Below are 14,887 nucleotides of genomic sequence, written 5' to 3' on the forward strand. Positions count from 1 at the left end.
CGGCACGTGCGCTCCCCCGCCTGGCGGAGGGTGACGGGAGCATGGCCAACGTAATTCGTATGACATCTGATGTCAATATCGTTACATGGGAGTACGTCGATGAATAGTGTGGCTCGTCCTGCGGTGCGACTTCGACTGCGCCGCGTCGGCCACCGGCGACGCCGAGACCGCCAGCGCGGACATCCGGTTCCCCTGCCTCTGAAGGGGTGCCCGGATCACCGGCCGAGCCGGGCCAGCCCGGCGGCGAGCAGGCCGGGCACGGCACCGCCCACCGTCTCGAAACCGGAGCCGACGGTCATCCCCTCCACGAACCGGCGGTGCACGCCCTCCGCGATCACGGCCAGCTTGTAGTAACCCAGCGCCTCGTAAAAGGTCAGATGGGTGAGGTCGCGGGACGTGCCGGCGGCGTAGCCCGCCACCAGCTCGCCGCGGGTCGGGAAGTGGTCGCTGCCGGTCACCGGGCAGCCGTGCGGCAGCACGGGCGCGCACACCGGGTCGGTGTAGACCAGCAGCAGACCCAGGTCGGTGAGCGGGTCGCCGATCGTGGCCATCTCCCAGTCGAGCAGCGCGGCCGCCCCGGACAGGTCCGCCGCGTAGATGATGTTGTCCAGCCGGAAGTCGCCGTGCACGATGCCCGGCGCGGACTGCGGCGGCACGGCAGCCGCCAGGCGTCGGTGCAGTTCGTCGGCGTCGGCGGACGACCGGGTCGCGACGACGTCCCACTGCCGCTTCCAGCGGTGCACCTGTCGCAGCAGGAAGCCCTCCGGCCGGCCGAAGGCGTCGAGGCCGACGCTCGCGGGCGCCACGGAGTGCAGCCGCAGCAACAGGTCGATCATCGAATGCCCGACGGCGCGCACGGTCGACGGCGCGAGGACGGCGAGTTGCCCGGGGTCGCGGATCACCACGCCGTCGACCCAGGCCGCGAGGCTGAACGGCGCCCCGATCACGGCCGGGTCCGCGCAGTACAGCACGGGTGCCGCGACCGGCACGGTCGAGCCGGCCAGGGCGGCGGTGACCCGGAACTCGCGGTGGATGTCGTTCGCCGAGGGCGCGATGGTGCCGAACGGAGGACGCCGAAGCGCCCACGACCGGTCGCCGGCGTGGACGGCGTACGTCAGGTTGGAACGCCCACCGTCCACGAAGTCCACCCGCAGGCCCCCGGCGAGGCCCGGGATGCGGTCGGCCAGGTACGCCTCCAGCGCGGGCAGGTCCAGCGGGCGCAGGTCGGCGGTCATGCCGGCAGCGCTCCCCGCGCCGCCGCGTCGCGCTCCTGGGCCCGGCGCTTGACCGCCCGGCGGGAGATCGCCCAGCGATGGGTCTCGCTCGGCCCGTCGTAGATCCGGAACGCGCGCACCTCCCGCAGGTAGCGCCCGAGCATGAGGTCGCCCGAGACGCCGAGGGAGCCGCAGATCTGCAGCGACCGGTCGACGATCCGCCACACCGCCTCCGCGACGAACGCCTTCGCGACGGAGGTGGACTGCGCGGCGCGGCCCCCGGAGTCGAGCTCCCACGCCGCCCGCAGGATGAGGGCGCGGCTGGCCTCGATCTCGATCTCGCTGTCGGCGAGCATCTGCTGGATCATGCCCAGGTCGGCCAGCGCCGACCCGAAGGCCCGTCGGTCGGCCGCGCGGTCCAGCGCGATGTCCTGGGCGTGGCGGGCCAGGCCGAGCCACCGCATGCAGTGCGTCAGGCGTGCCGGCGCGAGCCGGACCTGGGCGTTATCGAACCCCTGGTCCACCGCGCCGAGGACCCGGTCGGCCGGGACGAAGCAGTCCTGTAGCAGGAACTCGCCGTGCCCGCCGACCATCGCCTCGTCGAGGGTCTCGATCGTCCGGACCAGCTCCAGCCCGGGGGCGTCGGTGTCGACCAGGAACATCGTCGCCCCACCCCGGTCGCCGGGCTGGCCGGAGGTGCGGGCCATGACGATGGCGAACGCCGCCCCGTCGGCGCCGGTGGTGAACCACTTGCGCCCGTTCAGGACCCACCCACCCGACACGGGGCGGGCCGTGGTGGCGAGCGCGCTCGGGTCGGATCCCGCCCCCGGCGCCGGCTCGGTCATGGCGAAGCAGGAACGGATCAGCCCGGCCGCGAGCGGGCGGAGGTACCGCTCCTGCTGGTCGGGGTCGGCCACCGCCGCCAGCAGGTGCATGTTGCCCTCGTCGGGGGCCGCGATGTTGAGCGCCAGCGGGCCGAACAGCGAGTAGCCGGCCTCCTCGAAGACGAGCGCCTGCCCGCGCCGGTCGATGCCCAGGCCGCCCCACCGCGGGGGCAGGTGCGGGCAGAAGACGCCCGCCTGTCTCGCCGCGGCCTGCAGATCGAGCCGCACCTGCTCCGGCAGCGCATGGGCGCTGCCCCGGTGCTCGCGCTCGACGGCGAGCACCGTGCCCCGGACGAACGCCCGGGTGCGTTCGGCGACGGAGCGGGCCGCGTCGTCGGGGGTGAGATCCACGGCCAAGACTGCCTCCGATGCCGTCAACCTGAGCTAACGCTCACTAGCCGATACAGGGAAGCAGCCCCGCGGGGGCGTGTCAACATGTGCCGGTGGAATTCCGGAAGATGGACGACCAGGCACGCCCGCACGGCCCCGCCCCCACCCCCACGGGCGGCCGACCGGATCGGGGCGAGCGGGTCCGGGCCGCGGCGCTCGACCTGTTCGCCGCCCGCGGCTACCAGCTCACCACCATGGACGAGATCGGCGAACGCGCCGGGATCCGGGGCCCCAGCGTGTACAAGCACGTGCGCTCGAAGCAGGACCTGCTCGCCGGGATCATGCTGCGCACCATGACGGCGCTGCTGGAGGACCAGCAGGTCGCCCTGGACGGCGGCACCGACGTCGAGGGCCGGCTGCGCCGGGCCGCCGAGGCCCACGTGCGCTACCACGCCCGACACGCGGCGGAGGCGTTCGTCGGCAACCGGGAGATCAACAGCCTGGACGAGCCGCACCGCAGCGACGTCCTCGACCGGCGCGCCACCTACGAGCGGCGGCTGCGCCAGCTCATCACCGACGGCGTCGACCTCGGCCGGTTCCGGGTCCCGTCGGCCCGGCTCGCCTCGTACGCGATTCTCGACATGGGCATCGGGGTGGCGATGTGGTTCCGGCCCGACGGCGAGTTCACCGAGGACGAGGTCGTCCGCCAGTACGGGGAGATGGCCCTGCGGATCGCGGGGCACCACCAGGTCGGTTCACATATTTGAACCTGTTGACAGCATATGGAACAGGTGGAAACAATAGCCGGACTCTCCAGCCGAGCGAGACGGAACCCTCTGTTATGGCGAGCAGCGCCCGAGCGGGCCGTGCCGACCGGGACGGGCCCCACAGCAGCCTCAGCTTCGAACCCCTGACCCCGACCGCCTTCCTCGACCGGGCCGCGGCGGTGCACGCCGACCGGTTGGCGGTCGTCGACGGCGCGCTTCGGCTGACGTACCACCAGTTCCACGACCGGTGCCTGCGCCTGGCCGGCGCGCTGGCCGACCTCGGCGTCCGGCCGGGTGACCGGGTCGCCGTCCTGGCACCGAACACGCACCTCATGCTGGAGGCACACTTCGGGGTGCTCTACGGCGGCGCGGTCCTCGTCACGCTGAACACCCGGCTCTCCGCCGACGAACTGCGCTACATCCTCGACCACGCCGGCTGCCGGGTCCTGCTGCACGACCCGGATCTCGCCGGGTTCGCCGCCACGATCGTCCGGGCGCTGCCCGGGGTGCGGCTGGTCGACGGCGGCGCGGAGTACGAGCGGCTGCTCGCCGCCGCGCCGCCGCGCCGGGTGCCGGTGACCGACGAGCGGGCGCTGATGGCGTTGAACTACACCAGCGGCACCACCGGCCGCCCCAAGGGGGTGATGTACCACCACCGGGGCGCCTACCTCCAGTCGCTGGCGATGGTCGCCCACTTCGGGCTGCGCGCCGACACCGTCCACCTGTGGACGCTGCCGATGTTCCACTGCAACGGCTGGTGCTTCACCTGGGCGGTGACCGCGGCCGGGGGCACCCACGTCTGTCTGCCCAGGGTCGTACCGGATCGGGTCTGGGAGCTGATCCGCGACGAGCGGGTCACCATGCTGTGCGCCGCGCCCACGGTGCTCGTGTCCCTCGCCGAGGCGGACGCGGCCGGCGCTGGCGCGGGCCGGCAGGTCACGGTCGCGGTCGGCGGCGCGCCGCCGTCGCCCAGCCTGCTGCGCCGGTGCGCGGCGCTCGGCTTCGACGTCACGCACCTGTACGGGCTGACCGAGACGTTCGGCCCGGCGGCGATCTGCGACTGGCGGCCGGAGTGGGACGACCGGCCGGCCGCGGAGCAGGCGGCGCTGCGCGCCCGGCAGGGCGTGGCCAACGTGGTCTCGTGCGAGCTGCGGGTGCTGGACGCCGACGGACACGACGTCCCCGCCGACGGCGAGACGGTCGGCGAGGTCGCGATCCGCGGCAACAACGTCATGCTCGGCTACTACCGGGACGAGGCGGCGACCCGGGAGGCCGGACCGGGCGGCTGGTTCCGCACCGGCGACCTCGGGGTCCGGCACCCCGACGGCTACCTCCAACTGCGCGACCGCGCCAAGGACGTGATCATCTCGGGCGGGGAGAACATCTCGTCCATAGAGGTCGAGGCGGTGCTGTGCAGCCATCCCGCGGTGCTGGAGGCCGCGGTGGTCGCGGTGCCCGACGAACGCTGGGGCGAGCGGCCGGTGGCCTTCGTGACACTGCGGCCCGGCGCGCCCGCCGACCCGGACGCGCTGCGCGCCCACGTGCGGGCCCACCTGGCCGCCTTCAAGGTGCCCGACCGCATCGAGTTCGGCGACCTGCCCAAGACCGCCTCCGGCAAGGTCCGCAAGGTCGAGCTGCGCGCCACCGCCCGGTAGGGGCGGGACCTGCCGGCACTCGACAGGCCCCACACACCGCCGCCACCGCACCCGACGACCGCTGCCCGGCCGGGCGGGGCCTACCGGCCCTCGGCCACCACCAGCACGTCCAGGGTGCGCGGACCGTGCACCCCCTCGACCCGGTCGAACTCGATGTCGCTCGTGGCACTGGGCCCGCTGATCCAGGTCATCGGCCGGGTGGCGTCGAGCCGGGCGACCGCGTCCGGCACGGCCGGCACGATCTGGTCGGCACGCACCACCACCAGGTGGTAGTCGGGAACCAGGGTGACCGCGCGCCAGCCCTGGCCCGGCCCCGAGTCGAGCACGATCGTGCCGGTGAGCGCGATCGCCAGGGCGCAGCCGGAGACCACGCCGTCGAAGGCGTCGAGCGCGACCGGGTCCGGTGGCGCGTCGCCGCCGACCACCTGCCAACCGGGCGCGGTCCACCGCGCGGGCAGGCCGTGGGGGACGCAGATCCGGGTCCGGCCGCGCTCGCCCAGGATGCCGGCGATCGTCGCGCCGACCTCGTCCGCGCCGCACTGGTACGCGCTCGCCCGGTAGTCGGTCAGCCGCTCCACGAACAACCCGACCGGGTCGTCGGCCGGGCGCGCGCCGACGCCCCGGTAGTCCCGGGCCACCCCGACACCGGGCGGCTGCGTCCCGACGGCGAGCCGGACCCGGCGCAGCACCTCGGCCCGCGCGGCGTCGGCGTCGCGGCCGGTCCCGCCGGCGGACCCGTCGCGGCTCACCGCCGCCTCCCCCGGGCCCGGAACGGGCGGCGCGGCGGGCGGGGCGCGTCCCGCGACCTCGTCCACGCCGACATCGGCGGCGGCAACCGGCGGATCCAACCGGTGCGCCGGCCCAGGACCCGCCCCAGCCACAGCGCCCGTAGCGCGGCGGACCAGCGCCCCGGGCCGGACATGAGCCAGCCGAGCACCGACATCGCGGCGGCCTCGGACGTCGGCAGCCGCCGTTGTCGCGCGGTCGCCGCCACCGCCTGCGCCCGCAGGTGCACCAGCATGCGCGGGATGTCGATCGCCACCGGGCACGCGTCGAAGCAGGCCCCGCACAGGGTCGACGCGAACGGCAGGTGGGGGTGGTCGGCCACCCCGGTCAGTTGCGGGGTGAGCACCGCGCCGATCGGCCCCGGATAGACCGAGCCGTACGCGTGTCCGCCCGTGCGCTCGTAGACCGGGCAGACGTTCAGGCACGCCGAGCACCGGATGCAGCGCAGCGCCGCCCGACCGGCCGGGTCGGCCAGGGTCGCGGTGCGCCCGTTGTCGAGCAGCACGAGGTGGAACTCCTGCCCCTCCACCGCCCCGGTCCACATCGACGTGTACGGGTTCATCCGCTCGGCGGTCGACGAGCGGGGCAGCAGTTGCAGGAACACCTCGAGGTCGCGCCAGCTCGGCAGGATCTTCTCGATCCCCATGACGGTGATCAGGGTGCGGGGCAGGGTGAGGCACATCCGCCCGTTGCCCTCGGACTCGACGACCGCCAGGGTGCCCGTCTCGGCGATCGCGAAGTTCGCCCCGGAGACGGCCACCCGCGCCGTGAGGAACCGCTGCCGCAGGTGGGCCCGTGCCGCCTCGACCAGCTCGGCCGGCTCGTCGCCGAGCGCGGGGTCCACGCCGGCCATCTCGCGCCGGAAGATGTCGCGGATCTCCCGCCGGTTGCGGTGGATGGCGGGCACGAGGATGTGGCTGGGGTGGTCCCGGCCGAGTTGCACGATCAGCTCGGCCAGGTCGGTCTCGACGGCATCGATGCCGCCCCGGGCCAGCGCCTCGTTGAGGCCGATCTCGGCGGTGACCATCGACTTGACCTTGACCACCTCGGTCGCGCCGGCCTGCCGGACCAGGTCGACGACGATGGCGTTGGCCTCCGCCGCGTCCCGGGCCCAGTGCACCGTGCCGCCCCGGGCGGTCACCGCCTGTTCGAGCTGGAGCAGGTAGCGGTCGAGGTGGTCGAGCACGTCGTCCTTGATGGCGGCTCCGGCGGCCCGGAGCTGATCCCAGTCGTCGAGCTCGGCGACCGTCTGCAGTCGCCGGCCACGGATGGTGCGGGTGGCGTGCGAGAGGTTGCGCCGCAGCTGGTCGTCGCGCAGCGCCTCGGCGGCGGCGGTCGGGAACGGCGTCGCGGCGTGCAGGTTGCCGACGCCGGGCGACGCGGTGGGCAGGCCCAGGAACACCGTCACGGTCGTCTCCTCGGGTGCGGCGGAGCACCGGGCGGTGCCCACGGTCGGTCTCGGGTCGCGGCCAGGATCTCGGCCAGGTGCACGGTGCGGGCCCCCGCCGCCGCGCGGGAGAGCCCGCCGCCGAGGTGCGTGAGGCACGAGGCGTCCCCTGCGGTGACGACGGTCGCCCCGGTCGCGTCGATCGCCCGCAGCTTGTCGGCGAGCATGGCGGCGGACACCGCCGCGTTCTTCAGCGCGAAGGTGCCACCGAAGCCGCAGCAGGACTCGGCGTCGGGCAGGTCCACGAGTTCGATGCCCTCGACCCGGTCCAGCAGTCGTCGCGCCCGGTCGCCGGTGCGCAGCAGGCGTAGCGCGTGGCACGCCTGGTGCAGCGTCACCCGGTGGGGGAACCACGCACCGACGTCCAGCACGCCGCGCACGTCGACGAGGAACTCGGAGAGCTCGTAGGTGCGTGCCGCGACGGCGGCCGCCGCGGCGGCCAGCCCTTCGTCGCCGGCCGCCCGGGCGAGTTCGACGTGCTGGTGCCGGATCGCCGCCACACACGAGCCGCTGGCCACGACGATCGCCTCGGCGTCGGCGAACGCCGCGACGTGGTTGCGGACCAGGGCCAGCGCCTGGTCGGGGTAGCCGGAGTTCACGTGGAGCTGACCGCAGCAGGTCTGTCGCCGGGGCACGGCCACGTCGAGGCCCAGCCGTTCGAGCACCGCGACCGTCGCGGCGCCGACGCGGGGCACCAACCCGTCCACGAGGCAGGTGACGAACAGCGCCACCCGGTTCGGGGGCGGAGCTGACGCGGCGGTACGGGCGCAAGGCCCGGCATCCTGGCCCAATCGATGTCCTTTCGGCGTGCCGCCCGACCCGGTGACCCACGGGCGGCGACGAGGTTGTATGGTACCAGTATCAGAACCAAGGTTCATCTACATGAACAGGGCCGTTCCTATGAGCACTCTCGTCAAGTCGGCAGACCGCACGCTGGCGATCCTCGACCTGCTGACCGAGCACCGTGACGGGTTGACCCTGACCGAGGTCCAGCGCCGCCTGGAGTTCCCCAAGAGCAGCACCTACGTGCTGCTCATGACGATGACGGCCCGGGGCTTCCTCGAACAGGACCCCGACACCCGCCGGTTCCGCATCGGCATCCGGCTGTGGCAGGCCGGCCAGAGCTACGTCGCGATCAACGACCTGGAGAAGGTCGCGCTGCCGTACATGGAGACCCTCCGGGACACGCTGAACGAGACGGTCCAGCTCGCCACCCTCGACGGCACCGACAACGTCTACATCGCCAAGGTCGATCCGGATCACCACCTGCGCCTCGCCTCCCGGGTCGGCGTGCGCCTGCCGGCGTACGCGACCGGCATCGGCAAGGCACTGCTCAGCCAGCTCGACGAGGACGACCTGCGGGACCGCTTCGCCGACACGGAGTTCGTCCGGTACACGCCGCAGACCGTCACCTCGCTCCCCGAGCTCGTCGCCGCCGTCCGGCAGGCCCGCACGCACGGGTACGCGATCGACAACTGCGAATACACCCCGGGCGTCTTCTGCGTCGCCGCCCCGCTGAACGGCCTGCGGGCCACCACCCGGGCCGCCGTCAGCGTCTCCATTCCCGAGGTCCGCAAGACACCCGAACTCATCCGGCGCACCATCGACACGCTCTGCTCCACGGCCCACCAGCTCTCCCTGCGCCTGGGCTACCGGGACGGCGCCGCACCCACGACACGAAGGGACTGACATGGAGTTGTTCCGCTTCGGCGCTCCCGGCAAGGAACGCCCGGCCGTGCGCCACGAGGGCCGGGAGTACGACCTCACCGGGCTGACCGCCGACCTGGACGGTTCCTTCTTCGAGACCGACGGCATCGAGCGGGTGGCCGCCGCCCTCGCCGCCGGCACGCTCGACCCGGTCGACACGGCCGGGCAGCGGATCGGCGCACCGATCGCGCGCCCGCCCGCCGTGGTGTGCATCGGCATGAACTACGCGGCCCACGCCACGGAGTCCGGCGCCGCACCGCCGCAGTACCCGGTGGTCTTCCTCAAGCACCCCGGCTGCGTGGTCGGCCCGGACGACGACGTCGTCCTGCCGCTCGGGTCGACGAAGACCGACTGGGAGGTCGAGCTCGCCGTCGTCATGAAGCGCACGCCGCGCCACCTCACCGACCCGGCCGACGCACTGGACTACGTGGCCGGCTACGCGCTCGCCAACGACCTGTCCGAGCGCGCCTTCCAGATCGAGGTCTCCGGCGGCCAGTGGTCCAAGGGCAAGTGCGCGGAGACGTTCAACCCGCTCGGGCCGGTGCTGCGCCCGGCGAGCGAGCTCGACCCCGGCCGGCTGCGGCTGCGGTCCTGGGTCAACGGTGAGCCCCGGCAGGATTCCAGCACCGCCGACATGATCTTCTCGGTGCCCGAGCTGATCGTCCACCTCAGCCAGCACATGTTGCTGATGCCGGGCGACGTCGTCAACACCGGCACCCCGGAGGGCGTCGCGCTGTCCGGCCGGTTCCCCTACCTCAGCGTCGGCGACGTCGTGGCCCTGGAGATCGAGGGCCTGGGCCGGCAGGAGCAGACCGTCGTCGGGCACCGGGCGGCCGGCTGACCCCGTCGCTTCCCGCTGTCCGGCCGGGCCGGACAGCGGGAAGCACACCCCGGGCACGTCACCGCCCGGGCGGCTCGGCGACCAGCCCGTCCGGGTACGCGGTGAGCTGGTCGGCGTCGTAGAGGGTCAGCGGCACGTCGGCGACCCGTCGCACCCGCTCGTGCGCCGCCATGGCCTCGTAGATGTTCTCGCAGATCCCGATCGGGTGGTCGGAGTCCAGGTTGCGGCGGGTGAAGTAGGCGTCGGTGACGGTGACGACGCCGGCGGTGCTGTCGATCTCGACGGCCATCGAGGCGCGGTGGTGCGACCCGGTCCACCAGGTACGGATGCCGGGCACGACCTCGTCCTCGTCGGCGAGCAGCCGGACCCGGTCCCACGCCTCGTGGGTGAGGTGGTGCAGCACCTCCGGCGACAGGGAGGACCAGCGGTCGTCGTGCGGGTGCTTCGTCGTCCGGTGGAAGTGGGTCCACCCCCGCTCGGTCAGGCAGATCTGCGCGCGGGGGAAGAACGGCACGTTCGACGTGGTGTAGAGCTGCAACGGGGTCAGCAGGACGTGCGTGACGTCCTCGGGGGCGAGGCCGTGGGCGGCCAGCTGGTCGGGCAGCCACTGCCCGGGGGCCCGCCGCAGGGCGGCCCGCTCGCCGAGGAAGGTGGCCCACCGCGCGTTCATCGGGCCCAGATCCCGGGCCGGGCCGGTGCTCACCAGCGCGTTGACGCCCGGGCCCTGGATCAGGACCGCCTGGAAGGCGAGCCGGTGCCAGCGGTCCCAGTCCGACATCCAGTACACCTCGGGCCCCGGCACGTCACCGTCACCGAGATGAAACAGCCGCACGCCGTACATGGCGTTCCTCCTTTCCTTGGGGTCGGCCGGCAGGGGTCGTCGCCGCGCCGTCACGGCCGCAGCACCGCCTTGACCACGTCCTGGCGGCCCCGCATCAGCTCGGTGAAGATGGTGGCCCCGTCGGCGAGGTCGAACGGTGAGGTCCAGTCCAGCGCGACCGTCTCCGCGAGGGCGACCGCGTGGGCGAACTCGGCACCCGTGTAGCAGTACGAGCCCACGACGTGCTTCTCCTCCCGGACGATCTGCTGTCCGTCGAAGCCGGCGTCGCCGCTGAGCAGGCCCACCCAGACGGCCGTGCCGCCCGGGCGCAGGCGCTGCACCGACAGCCGGTGGGTGGCCGCGGCGCCCACCGCGTCGATGATCACGTCGAACTCGCCGGTCAGGGTCGGGCCGACGGCCGCCGCGCCGAGGCGCTCGGCCACCGCCAGGCGGGCCTCGGACAGGTCGCAGACCGTCACCTCGTCCGAGTGCTGGCGGGCGACGAGCAGCGAGACCAGGCCGATCGTGCCGGCGCCCAGGACCGCGATCCGCGCGCCCTCGGCCGGGCGGGCCAGGTTCAGGGCGTGTACCGCGTTCGCCAGCGGCTCGATCATCGCGGCCGTCTCGAACGACATCGTGGGCGCCAACGGGTGCAACGCGTGCTCGGGCACCGCCACGTGCTCGGCGAACGCGCCGGGCCGGTGGATGCCGAGGATCTGCCGGCGGCGGCACAACTGCTCGCGGCCGAGGCCACACAGGTCGCAGGCGCCGCAGCTCAGCAGCGGGTTCACCGTGACCCGACGCCCGTCGCTCGTGGTGCCGGAGAACTCGTGTCCCATGATCAGCGGCGGGCTGCGGAAGTGGGAGTCGCCGATGCCGTGCAGCTCGCTGCCGCAGATGCCGACGGCGCGGACGGCGACGACGACCTCACCGTCGGACGGCACGGGCGGCGCGACGTCGAGCAGTTCCACCGTGTTCGGCCGGGTGAAGACGAGAGCGCGCACCGGTCAGCCCGCCGTGGTCAGCAGGTCGCGCAGGATCTCGGCGGCCCGCCGCTGCAACTGCGGCAGCGACACCGTCGACAGGTACGCGAGGTGGGGGGTCACCAGGGCCCGCGGGTGCCCGGCCAGCTTCGCGGACGTCTGCTCGGGTGGCTCGCTGGCCAGCACGTCGAGCGAGGCGAAGCCCAGCGTGCCGGCGTCGAGCGCCGCCAGCAGGTCGGTCTCGACCACGAGGGCGCCCCGGGCCGTGTTGACCAGGTGGCCGTCGGCCCCGAGCGCGTCGAGCACCGCGCGGTCGACGATCCCGCGCGTCTGTGGCGTCGCGGGCACGTGCAGGGTGAGGTGGTTGACCGCGGCGGCGAGCTCGGCCAGCGTCGGGTGCGCCGTGACGCCGGCGGGCACGTCGGAGACGAACGGGTCCCACACGTGCACCGGGAAGCCCAGGGCGAGGGCCCGCGAGGCGACCTCGCGGCCGATGCGGCCGAAGCCGGCGACGCCGACGGGGTCCTGCCCGGGCGGCAGCGCGGGGGCGATGCCCGCGGTGGTCCACCCCATGGCGGCGCACGACCGGCTGGCCGTGGTGAGCCGGCGGTTGTGCGCGTAGACGGCCGCCATGCTGTGGTCGGCGACCTCCGCCAGGCAGTAGTCGTCGACGTTGCGCACCTCGACCCCCCGCCGGGCGGCGGCGGCCAGGTCGATGTTGTCCAGGCCGATGCCGTAGCGCACGACGGCACGCAGCCGGGGCAGCCCGGCCAGCACCCGGTCGGTGATGGGCGCCCACTGCACCAGCAGCCCGTCGGCGTCGCCGGCGACGTCGAGGACGGCGTCCTCGGTCCTGGCGTCGAACCGGCTGACCGCGAAGTCGCGGGCCAGCACGGCTCGTTCGATCGAGCCGTCCCCCAGGTTGGTGTCGGTGATGACGATGTTGGTGGTCACTGTCGTTCCTCGAATCACTAGTCGATGCGCCCCTGCGGGGCGGGCGGTGCTACCGGGAGCCGGCGAAGGACGAGTCGTCCCCGAGCCCTTCGGGCCCCATGGCGAGGTAGCCGCCGTCCACCGGCAGTTCGGTGCCGGTGATGAAGCTGGCGTCGGAGGAGCACAGGAAGGCGATGGCGCGGGCCACCTCCACCGGCTCCCCGAGGCGGCGCAGCAGGTGGAACCGGCCCCAGACCGGCTCCCAGGCGGCCCGGTCGCCGCCCGCCGCCCGGCTGACCTCGGGGGTCCAGATCCAGCCGGGACTCACCACGTTGACGCGGATGCCGTCGGGGGCGAGGTCCATCGCCATGCACCTGGTCAGCGTGACGATCGCGGCCTTCGTCGTGTTGTACGTCCACCGGGACCGCTGGGCGACGTGCGCCGAGATGCTGGCGGTGTTGACGACCGCCGCGCCCGGGGCACGGGCCAGCAGGGGGTGGGCCGCCTGCACGACGTTGCTGATGCCCTGCACGTTGACCCGCAGCACGTGGTCCCAGTCGTCGCCGGTCACGTCGAGGCCACGGGCCAGGAACGTCGCGGCGCAGTTGACCACGAGGTCGAGGCGTCCGTGCCCCGCCGCCACACCGGCGATCACGTCCTGCACCGCGGCCCGCTCGGCGACGTCGACGACGGCGGCGGTCGCGGCGCCCCCGGCGGCCTCGATCCCGGCGACCGTGGCGGACAGACCGGCCGGGTCGATGTCCATCGCGACCACGTGCACGCCGCGGGCGGCCAACTCCTGCGCCGTCGCGGCCCCGATGCCCGAGGCCGCCCCGGTGACGGCGCCGACCCGACCGATCCACTCCATTGGTGTTCCCTTCCTCAGGCCGCCGGTCGCGTGACCGGCGGCGACGTCAGTTCGTGACCCAGGCGTTGGCGAAGGTGGGCACGCTGTAGCGCAGCCGGCTCGGCTCGTCGTAGTCGGCGCTGCGCATCCGCTTCGACCAGATGAAGCCGATCGGCGCGCTGGTCGTCCACACCCAGGGAAGCTGGGTGGTCAGCACGGTGTCCGCCTCGTTCCACAGCTGCTTGCGCTTGGCCGGGTCGGACTCGGCGCGCGCCGCGGTCACCCGGGCGTCGAACGTCGCGTCGGTGAACCCGCCGGTGTTCAGGTCGCCACCGGAGTACAGGAACCGGTAGGGCAGCAGGTCCGGCGTCAGGAAGCCGGCCATGGTCCAGCAGATCGCCTGGTACTTCTTGCCGAAGAAGGCGGCCACCCACGCCGAGTAGTCCAGCGCGTCGAGCTTGACGTCGAAGCCGGCCGCCTTGAGCTGCGCGACGATGACGTCCGTGGCCGGGCGGATGGTGTTGCACGTGTAGGAGAACGTCGCCTTCCGGCCCGTTGCCGTCTCGTACTCCTTGACCAGCGCCTTGGCTCCGGCCAGGTCGAAGCCCGGGTCGGCGGCCGTGCCGTGGAAGGCGTTCCCCTCGGGGAACAGGCTGACCGCCGGCTTGCCGAAGCCCTCGGTGGTCAGGTCGACGATCTCCTGCCGGTTGAGCGCCTTGGACACCGCCTGCCGCAGCCGCAGGTCGTCGAACGGCGGCTGGGTCAGGTTGAGGATGACGGCGTCCTGGTCGCCGCCCACCCCCTGGACGAAGTTGACCTGGCTGTCGGCCTTGGCCGTCTGCATCAGGGTGGGGTTGACCGTCGACATCAGGTCGATGTCACCCGCCTGCAACGCCTGGTAGGCGCTCTGCGGGTCGGCGATCGTCTTGATGACGACCTGGTCCAGGTAGACCTGCCGGTCCTTGTTCCAGTAGTTCGGGTTACGCACCAGCTCGACCGGCTTGCCGGGCGACCAGGACTTCAGCTTGAACGGTCCGACGCCGGCCGCGTGGGCCGTGTAGTCGTCGCCGTACTGCTTGAGGGCGGTGGGCGAGGCGATGTAGCCCGCGGTGCCGGAGCCGTCGTAGGCGAAGGCGTACGGCAGGCTGGCGAACGGTTCCTTCAGGCGCAGCAGCACGGTGGTCTCGTCGGGGGCCTCCACCGACTTGACCGACGACAGCAGCGCCGCGGCCGTGGAGCCCTTGGCCATGCCGCGCTCCAGGTTGAACTTCACCGCCTCGGCGTTGAAGGGCGTGCCGTCGCTGAACTGGACCCCGGTGGGCAGGGTCATCGTCCAGGTCAACTTGTCCGGGCTCGCGGTCAGCGACTTGGCGAGATTGGGCTGGGGCTGGTCGCCGAGCTTGGGAACGACCATGAGGGTGTCGTAGATCGACGAGCCGACCAGCGCCATCGCGTTGGCGGATCCCTTGCTGGGGTCGAGGGTCGTCACCTCGACCGCCAGGGCGACCGTCAGCGTCCCGCCGGCCCGGGGCGCGGTGTCGCCACCGGTGTCGCCGGTGCCGGCCTTCGTCGTGCAACTGGTCAGGGCCACCGCCAACAGGGGGGTCAGCAGCAGGGCTGTCGCCCGGCCGAAGCGGCGGCGGGCTGGGGGAAAAGGCATGTCGGGGCCTTTC

At 73.2% G+C, this 14,887-nt stretch carries 14 protein-coding genes; 4 read left to right on the forward strand and 10 right to left on the reverse strand.

The window, feature by feature from the left end:
* Positions 1-215: 215 nt before the first annotated feature.
* Positions 216-1,235 (reverse strand): phosphotransferase family protein, encoded by a 1,020-nt coding sequence (locus O7628_RS31460; RefSeq protein ID WP_278135970.1) that lies wholly within the window; start codon positions 1,233-1,235, stop codon positions 216-218.
* Positions 1,232-2,449: an acyl-CoA dehydrogenase family protein gene (locus O7628_RS31465; RefSeq protein ID WP_278135971.1), complete on the reverse strand. Its 1,218-nt coding sequence runs from the start codon at positions 2,447-2,449 to the stop codon at positions 1,232-1,234. Before O7628_RS31465 ends, O7628_RS31460 begins: the two co-directional genes overlap by 4 nt.
* A 92-nt stretch (positions 2,450-2,541) precedes the next feature.
* Between O7628_RS31465 and O7628_RS31470 the strand changes: the two genes are divergently transcribed.
* Both O7628_RS31470 and O7628_RS31475 read left to right on the forward strand, forming a co-directional pair.
* Complete coding sequence (locus O7628_RS31470; protein ID WP_278135972.1) at positions 2,542-3,195, forward strand: TetR/AcrR family transcriptional regulator; 654 nt, start codon at positions 2,542-2,544, stop codon at positions 3,193-3,195.
* Between the two features lie 74 nt (positions 3,196-3,269).
* Positions 3,270-4,850, forward strand: a complete 1,581-nt coding sequence (locus O7628_RS31475; protein ID WP_278135973.1) for a long-chain-fatty-acid--CoA ligase — start codon at positions 3,270-3,272, stop codon at positions 4,848-4,850.
* 80 nt (positions 4,851-4,930) lie between these two features.
* Here the strand turns inward: O7628_RS31475 and O7628_RS31480 are convergent, their stop codons facing one another.
* From O7628_RS31480 to O7628_RS31490, 3 genes are read right to left on the reverse strand one after another with little or no spacing between them, the layout of a single operon-like run.
* On the reverse strand, positions 4,931-5,599 hold the full coding sequence (locus O7628_RS31480; protein ID WP_278135974.1) for a lactate utilization protein C: 669 nt from the start codon (positions 5,597-5,599) through the stop codon (positions 4,931-4,933).
* Complete coding sequence (locus tag O7628_RS31485) at positions 5,596-7,044, reverse strand: lactate utilization protein B (RefSeq protein WP_278135975.1); 1,449 nt, start codon at positions 7,042-7,044, stop codon at positions 5,596-5,598. Before O7628_RS31485 ends, O7628_RS31480 begins: the two co-directional genes overlap by 4 nt.
* Positions 7,041-7,814, reverse strand: coding sequence for a (Fe-S)-binding protein (locus O7628_RS31490; RefSeq protein WP_278135976.1), 774 nt, complete (start codon positions 7,812-7,814; stop codon positions 7,041-7,043). Before O7628_RS31490 ends, O7628_RS31485 begins: the two co-directional genes overlap by 4 nt.
* 169 nt (positions 7,815-7,983) lie before the next feature.
* On the opposite strand from O7628_RS31490, the gene O7628_RS31495 reads away from it, so the two are divergent.
* A complete protein-coding gene (locus O7628_RS31495) occupies positions 7,984-8,772 on the forward strand; it encodes an IclR family transcriptional regulator (protein ID WP_278135977.1) in 789 nt (262 codons plus the stop codon).
* Between the two features lies 1 nt (position 8,773).
* Positions 8,774-9,631: a fumarylacetoacetate hydrolase family protein gene (locus tag O7628_RS31500; protein WP_074473117.1), complete on the forward strand. Its 858-nt coding sequence runs from the start codon at positions 8,774-8,776 to the stop codon at positions 9,629-9,631.
* A gap of 58 nt (positions 9,632-9,689) precedes the next feature.
* On the opposite strand, the gene O7628_RS31505 is transcribed toward O7628_RS31500, so the two are convergent.
* The 5 genes from O7628_RS31505 to O7628_RS31525 are packed head-to-tail and all read right to left on the reverse strand — an operon-like array spanning position 9,690 to position 14,874.
* Positions 9,690-10,472: a hypothetical protein gene (locus O7628_RS31505; RefSeq protein WP_278135978.1), complete on the reverse strand. Its 783-nt coding sequence runs from the start codon at positions 10,470-10,472 to the stop codon at positions 9,690-9,692.
* Between the two features lie 50 nt (positions 10,473-10,522).
* The gene (locus tag O7628_RS31510) at positions 10,523-11,455 is read right to left on the reverse strand and encodes an alcohol dehydrogenase catalytic domain-containing protein (protein ID WP_278135979.1); all 933 of its coding nucleotides are present in this window, start codon (positions 11,453-11,455) and stop codon (positions 10,523-10,525) included.
* Between the two features lie 3 nt (positions 11,456-11,458).
* Complete coding sequence (locus tag O7628_RS31515; RefSeq protein ID WP_278135980.1) at positions 11,459-12,388, reverse strand: NAD(P)-dependent oxidoreductase; 930 nt, start codon at positions 12,386-12,388, stop codon at positions 11,459-11,461.
* A 49-nt stretch (positions 12,389-12,437) separates the two neighbouring features.
* Entirely contained in the window at positions 12,438-13,235 is a 798-nt protein-coding gene (locus O7628_RS31520; protein WP_278135981.1) for an SDR family oxidoreductase, read from the reverse strand.
* 46 nt (positions 13,236-13,281) lie between these two features.
* Positions 13,282-14,874, reverse strand: a complete 1,593-nt coding sequence (locus O7628_RS31525; RefSeq protein ID WP_278135982.1) for an ABC transporter substrate-binding protein — start codon at positions 14,872-14,874, stop codon at positions 13,282-13,284.
* Positions 14,875-14,887: the final 13 nt, after the last annotated feature.

It is taken from the genome of Micromonospora sp. WMMD956 (genome assembly GCF_029626125.1).
Lineage (GTDB): Bacteria > Actinomycetota > Actinomycetes > Mycobacteriales > Micromonosporaceae > Micromonospora > Micromonospora carbonacea.

What these genes read in the sequence shown, in the direction of transcription:
- O7628_RS31520 (WP_278135981.1), bottom strand. Translation starts at nt 13,235, where the DNA reads ATGGAGTGGATCGGTCGGGTCGGCGCCGTCACCGGGGCGGCCTCGGGC.
- O7628_RS31505 (WP_278135978.1), bottom strand. Translation starts at nt 10,472, where the DNA reads ATGTACGGCGTGCGGCTGTTTCATCTCGGTGACGGTGACGTGCCGGGG.
- O7628_RS31475 (WP_278135973.1), top strand. Translation starts at nt 3,270, where the DNA reads ATGGCGAGCAGCGCCCGAGCGGGCCGTGCCGACCGGGACGGGCCCCAC.
- O7628_RS31495 (WP_278135977.1), top strand. Translation starts at nt 7,984, where the DNA reads ATGAGCACTCTCGTCAAGTCGGCAGACCGCACGCTGGCGATCCTCGAC.
- O7628_RS31500 (WP_074473117.1), top strand. Translation starts at nt 8,774, where the DNA reads ATGGAGTTGTTCCGCTTCGGCGCTCCCGGCAAGGAACGCCCGGCCGTG.
- O7628_RS31525 (WP_278135982.1), bottom strand. Translation starts at nt 14,874, where the DNA reads ATGCCTTTTCCCCCAGCCCGCCGCCGCTTCGGCCGGGCGACAGCCCTG.
- O7628_RS31460 (WP_278135970.1), bottom strand. Translation starts at nt 1,235, where the DNA reads ATGACCGCCGACCTGCGCCCGCTGGACCTGCCCGCGCTGGAGGCGTAC.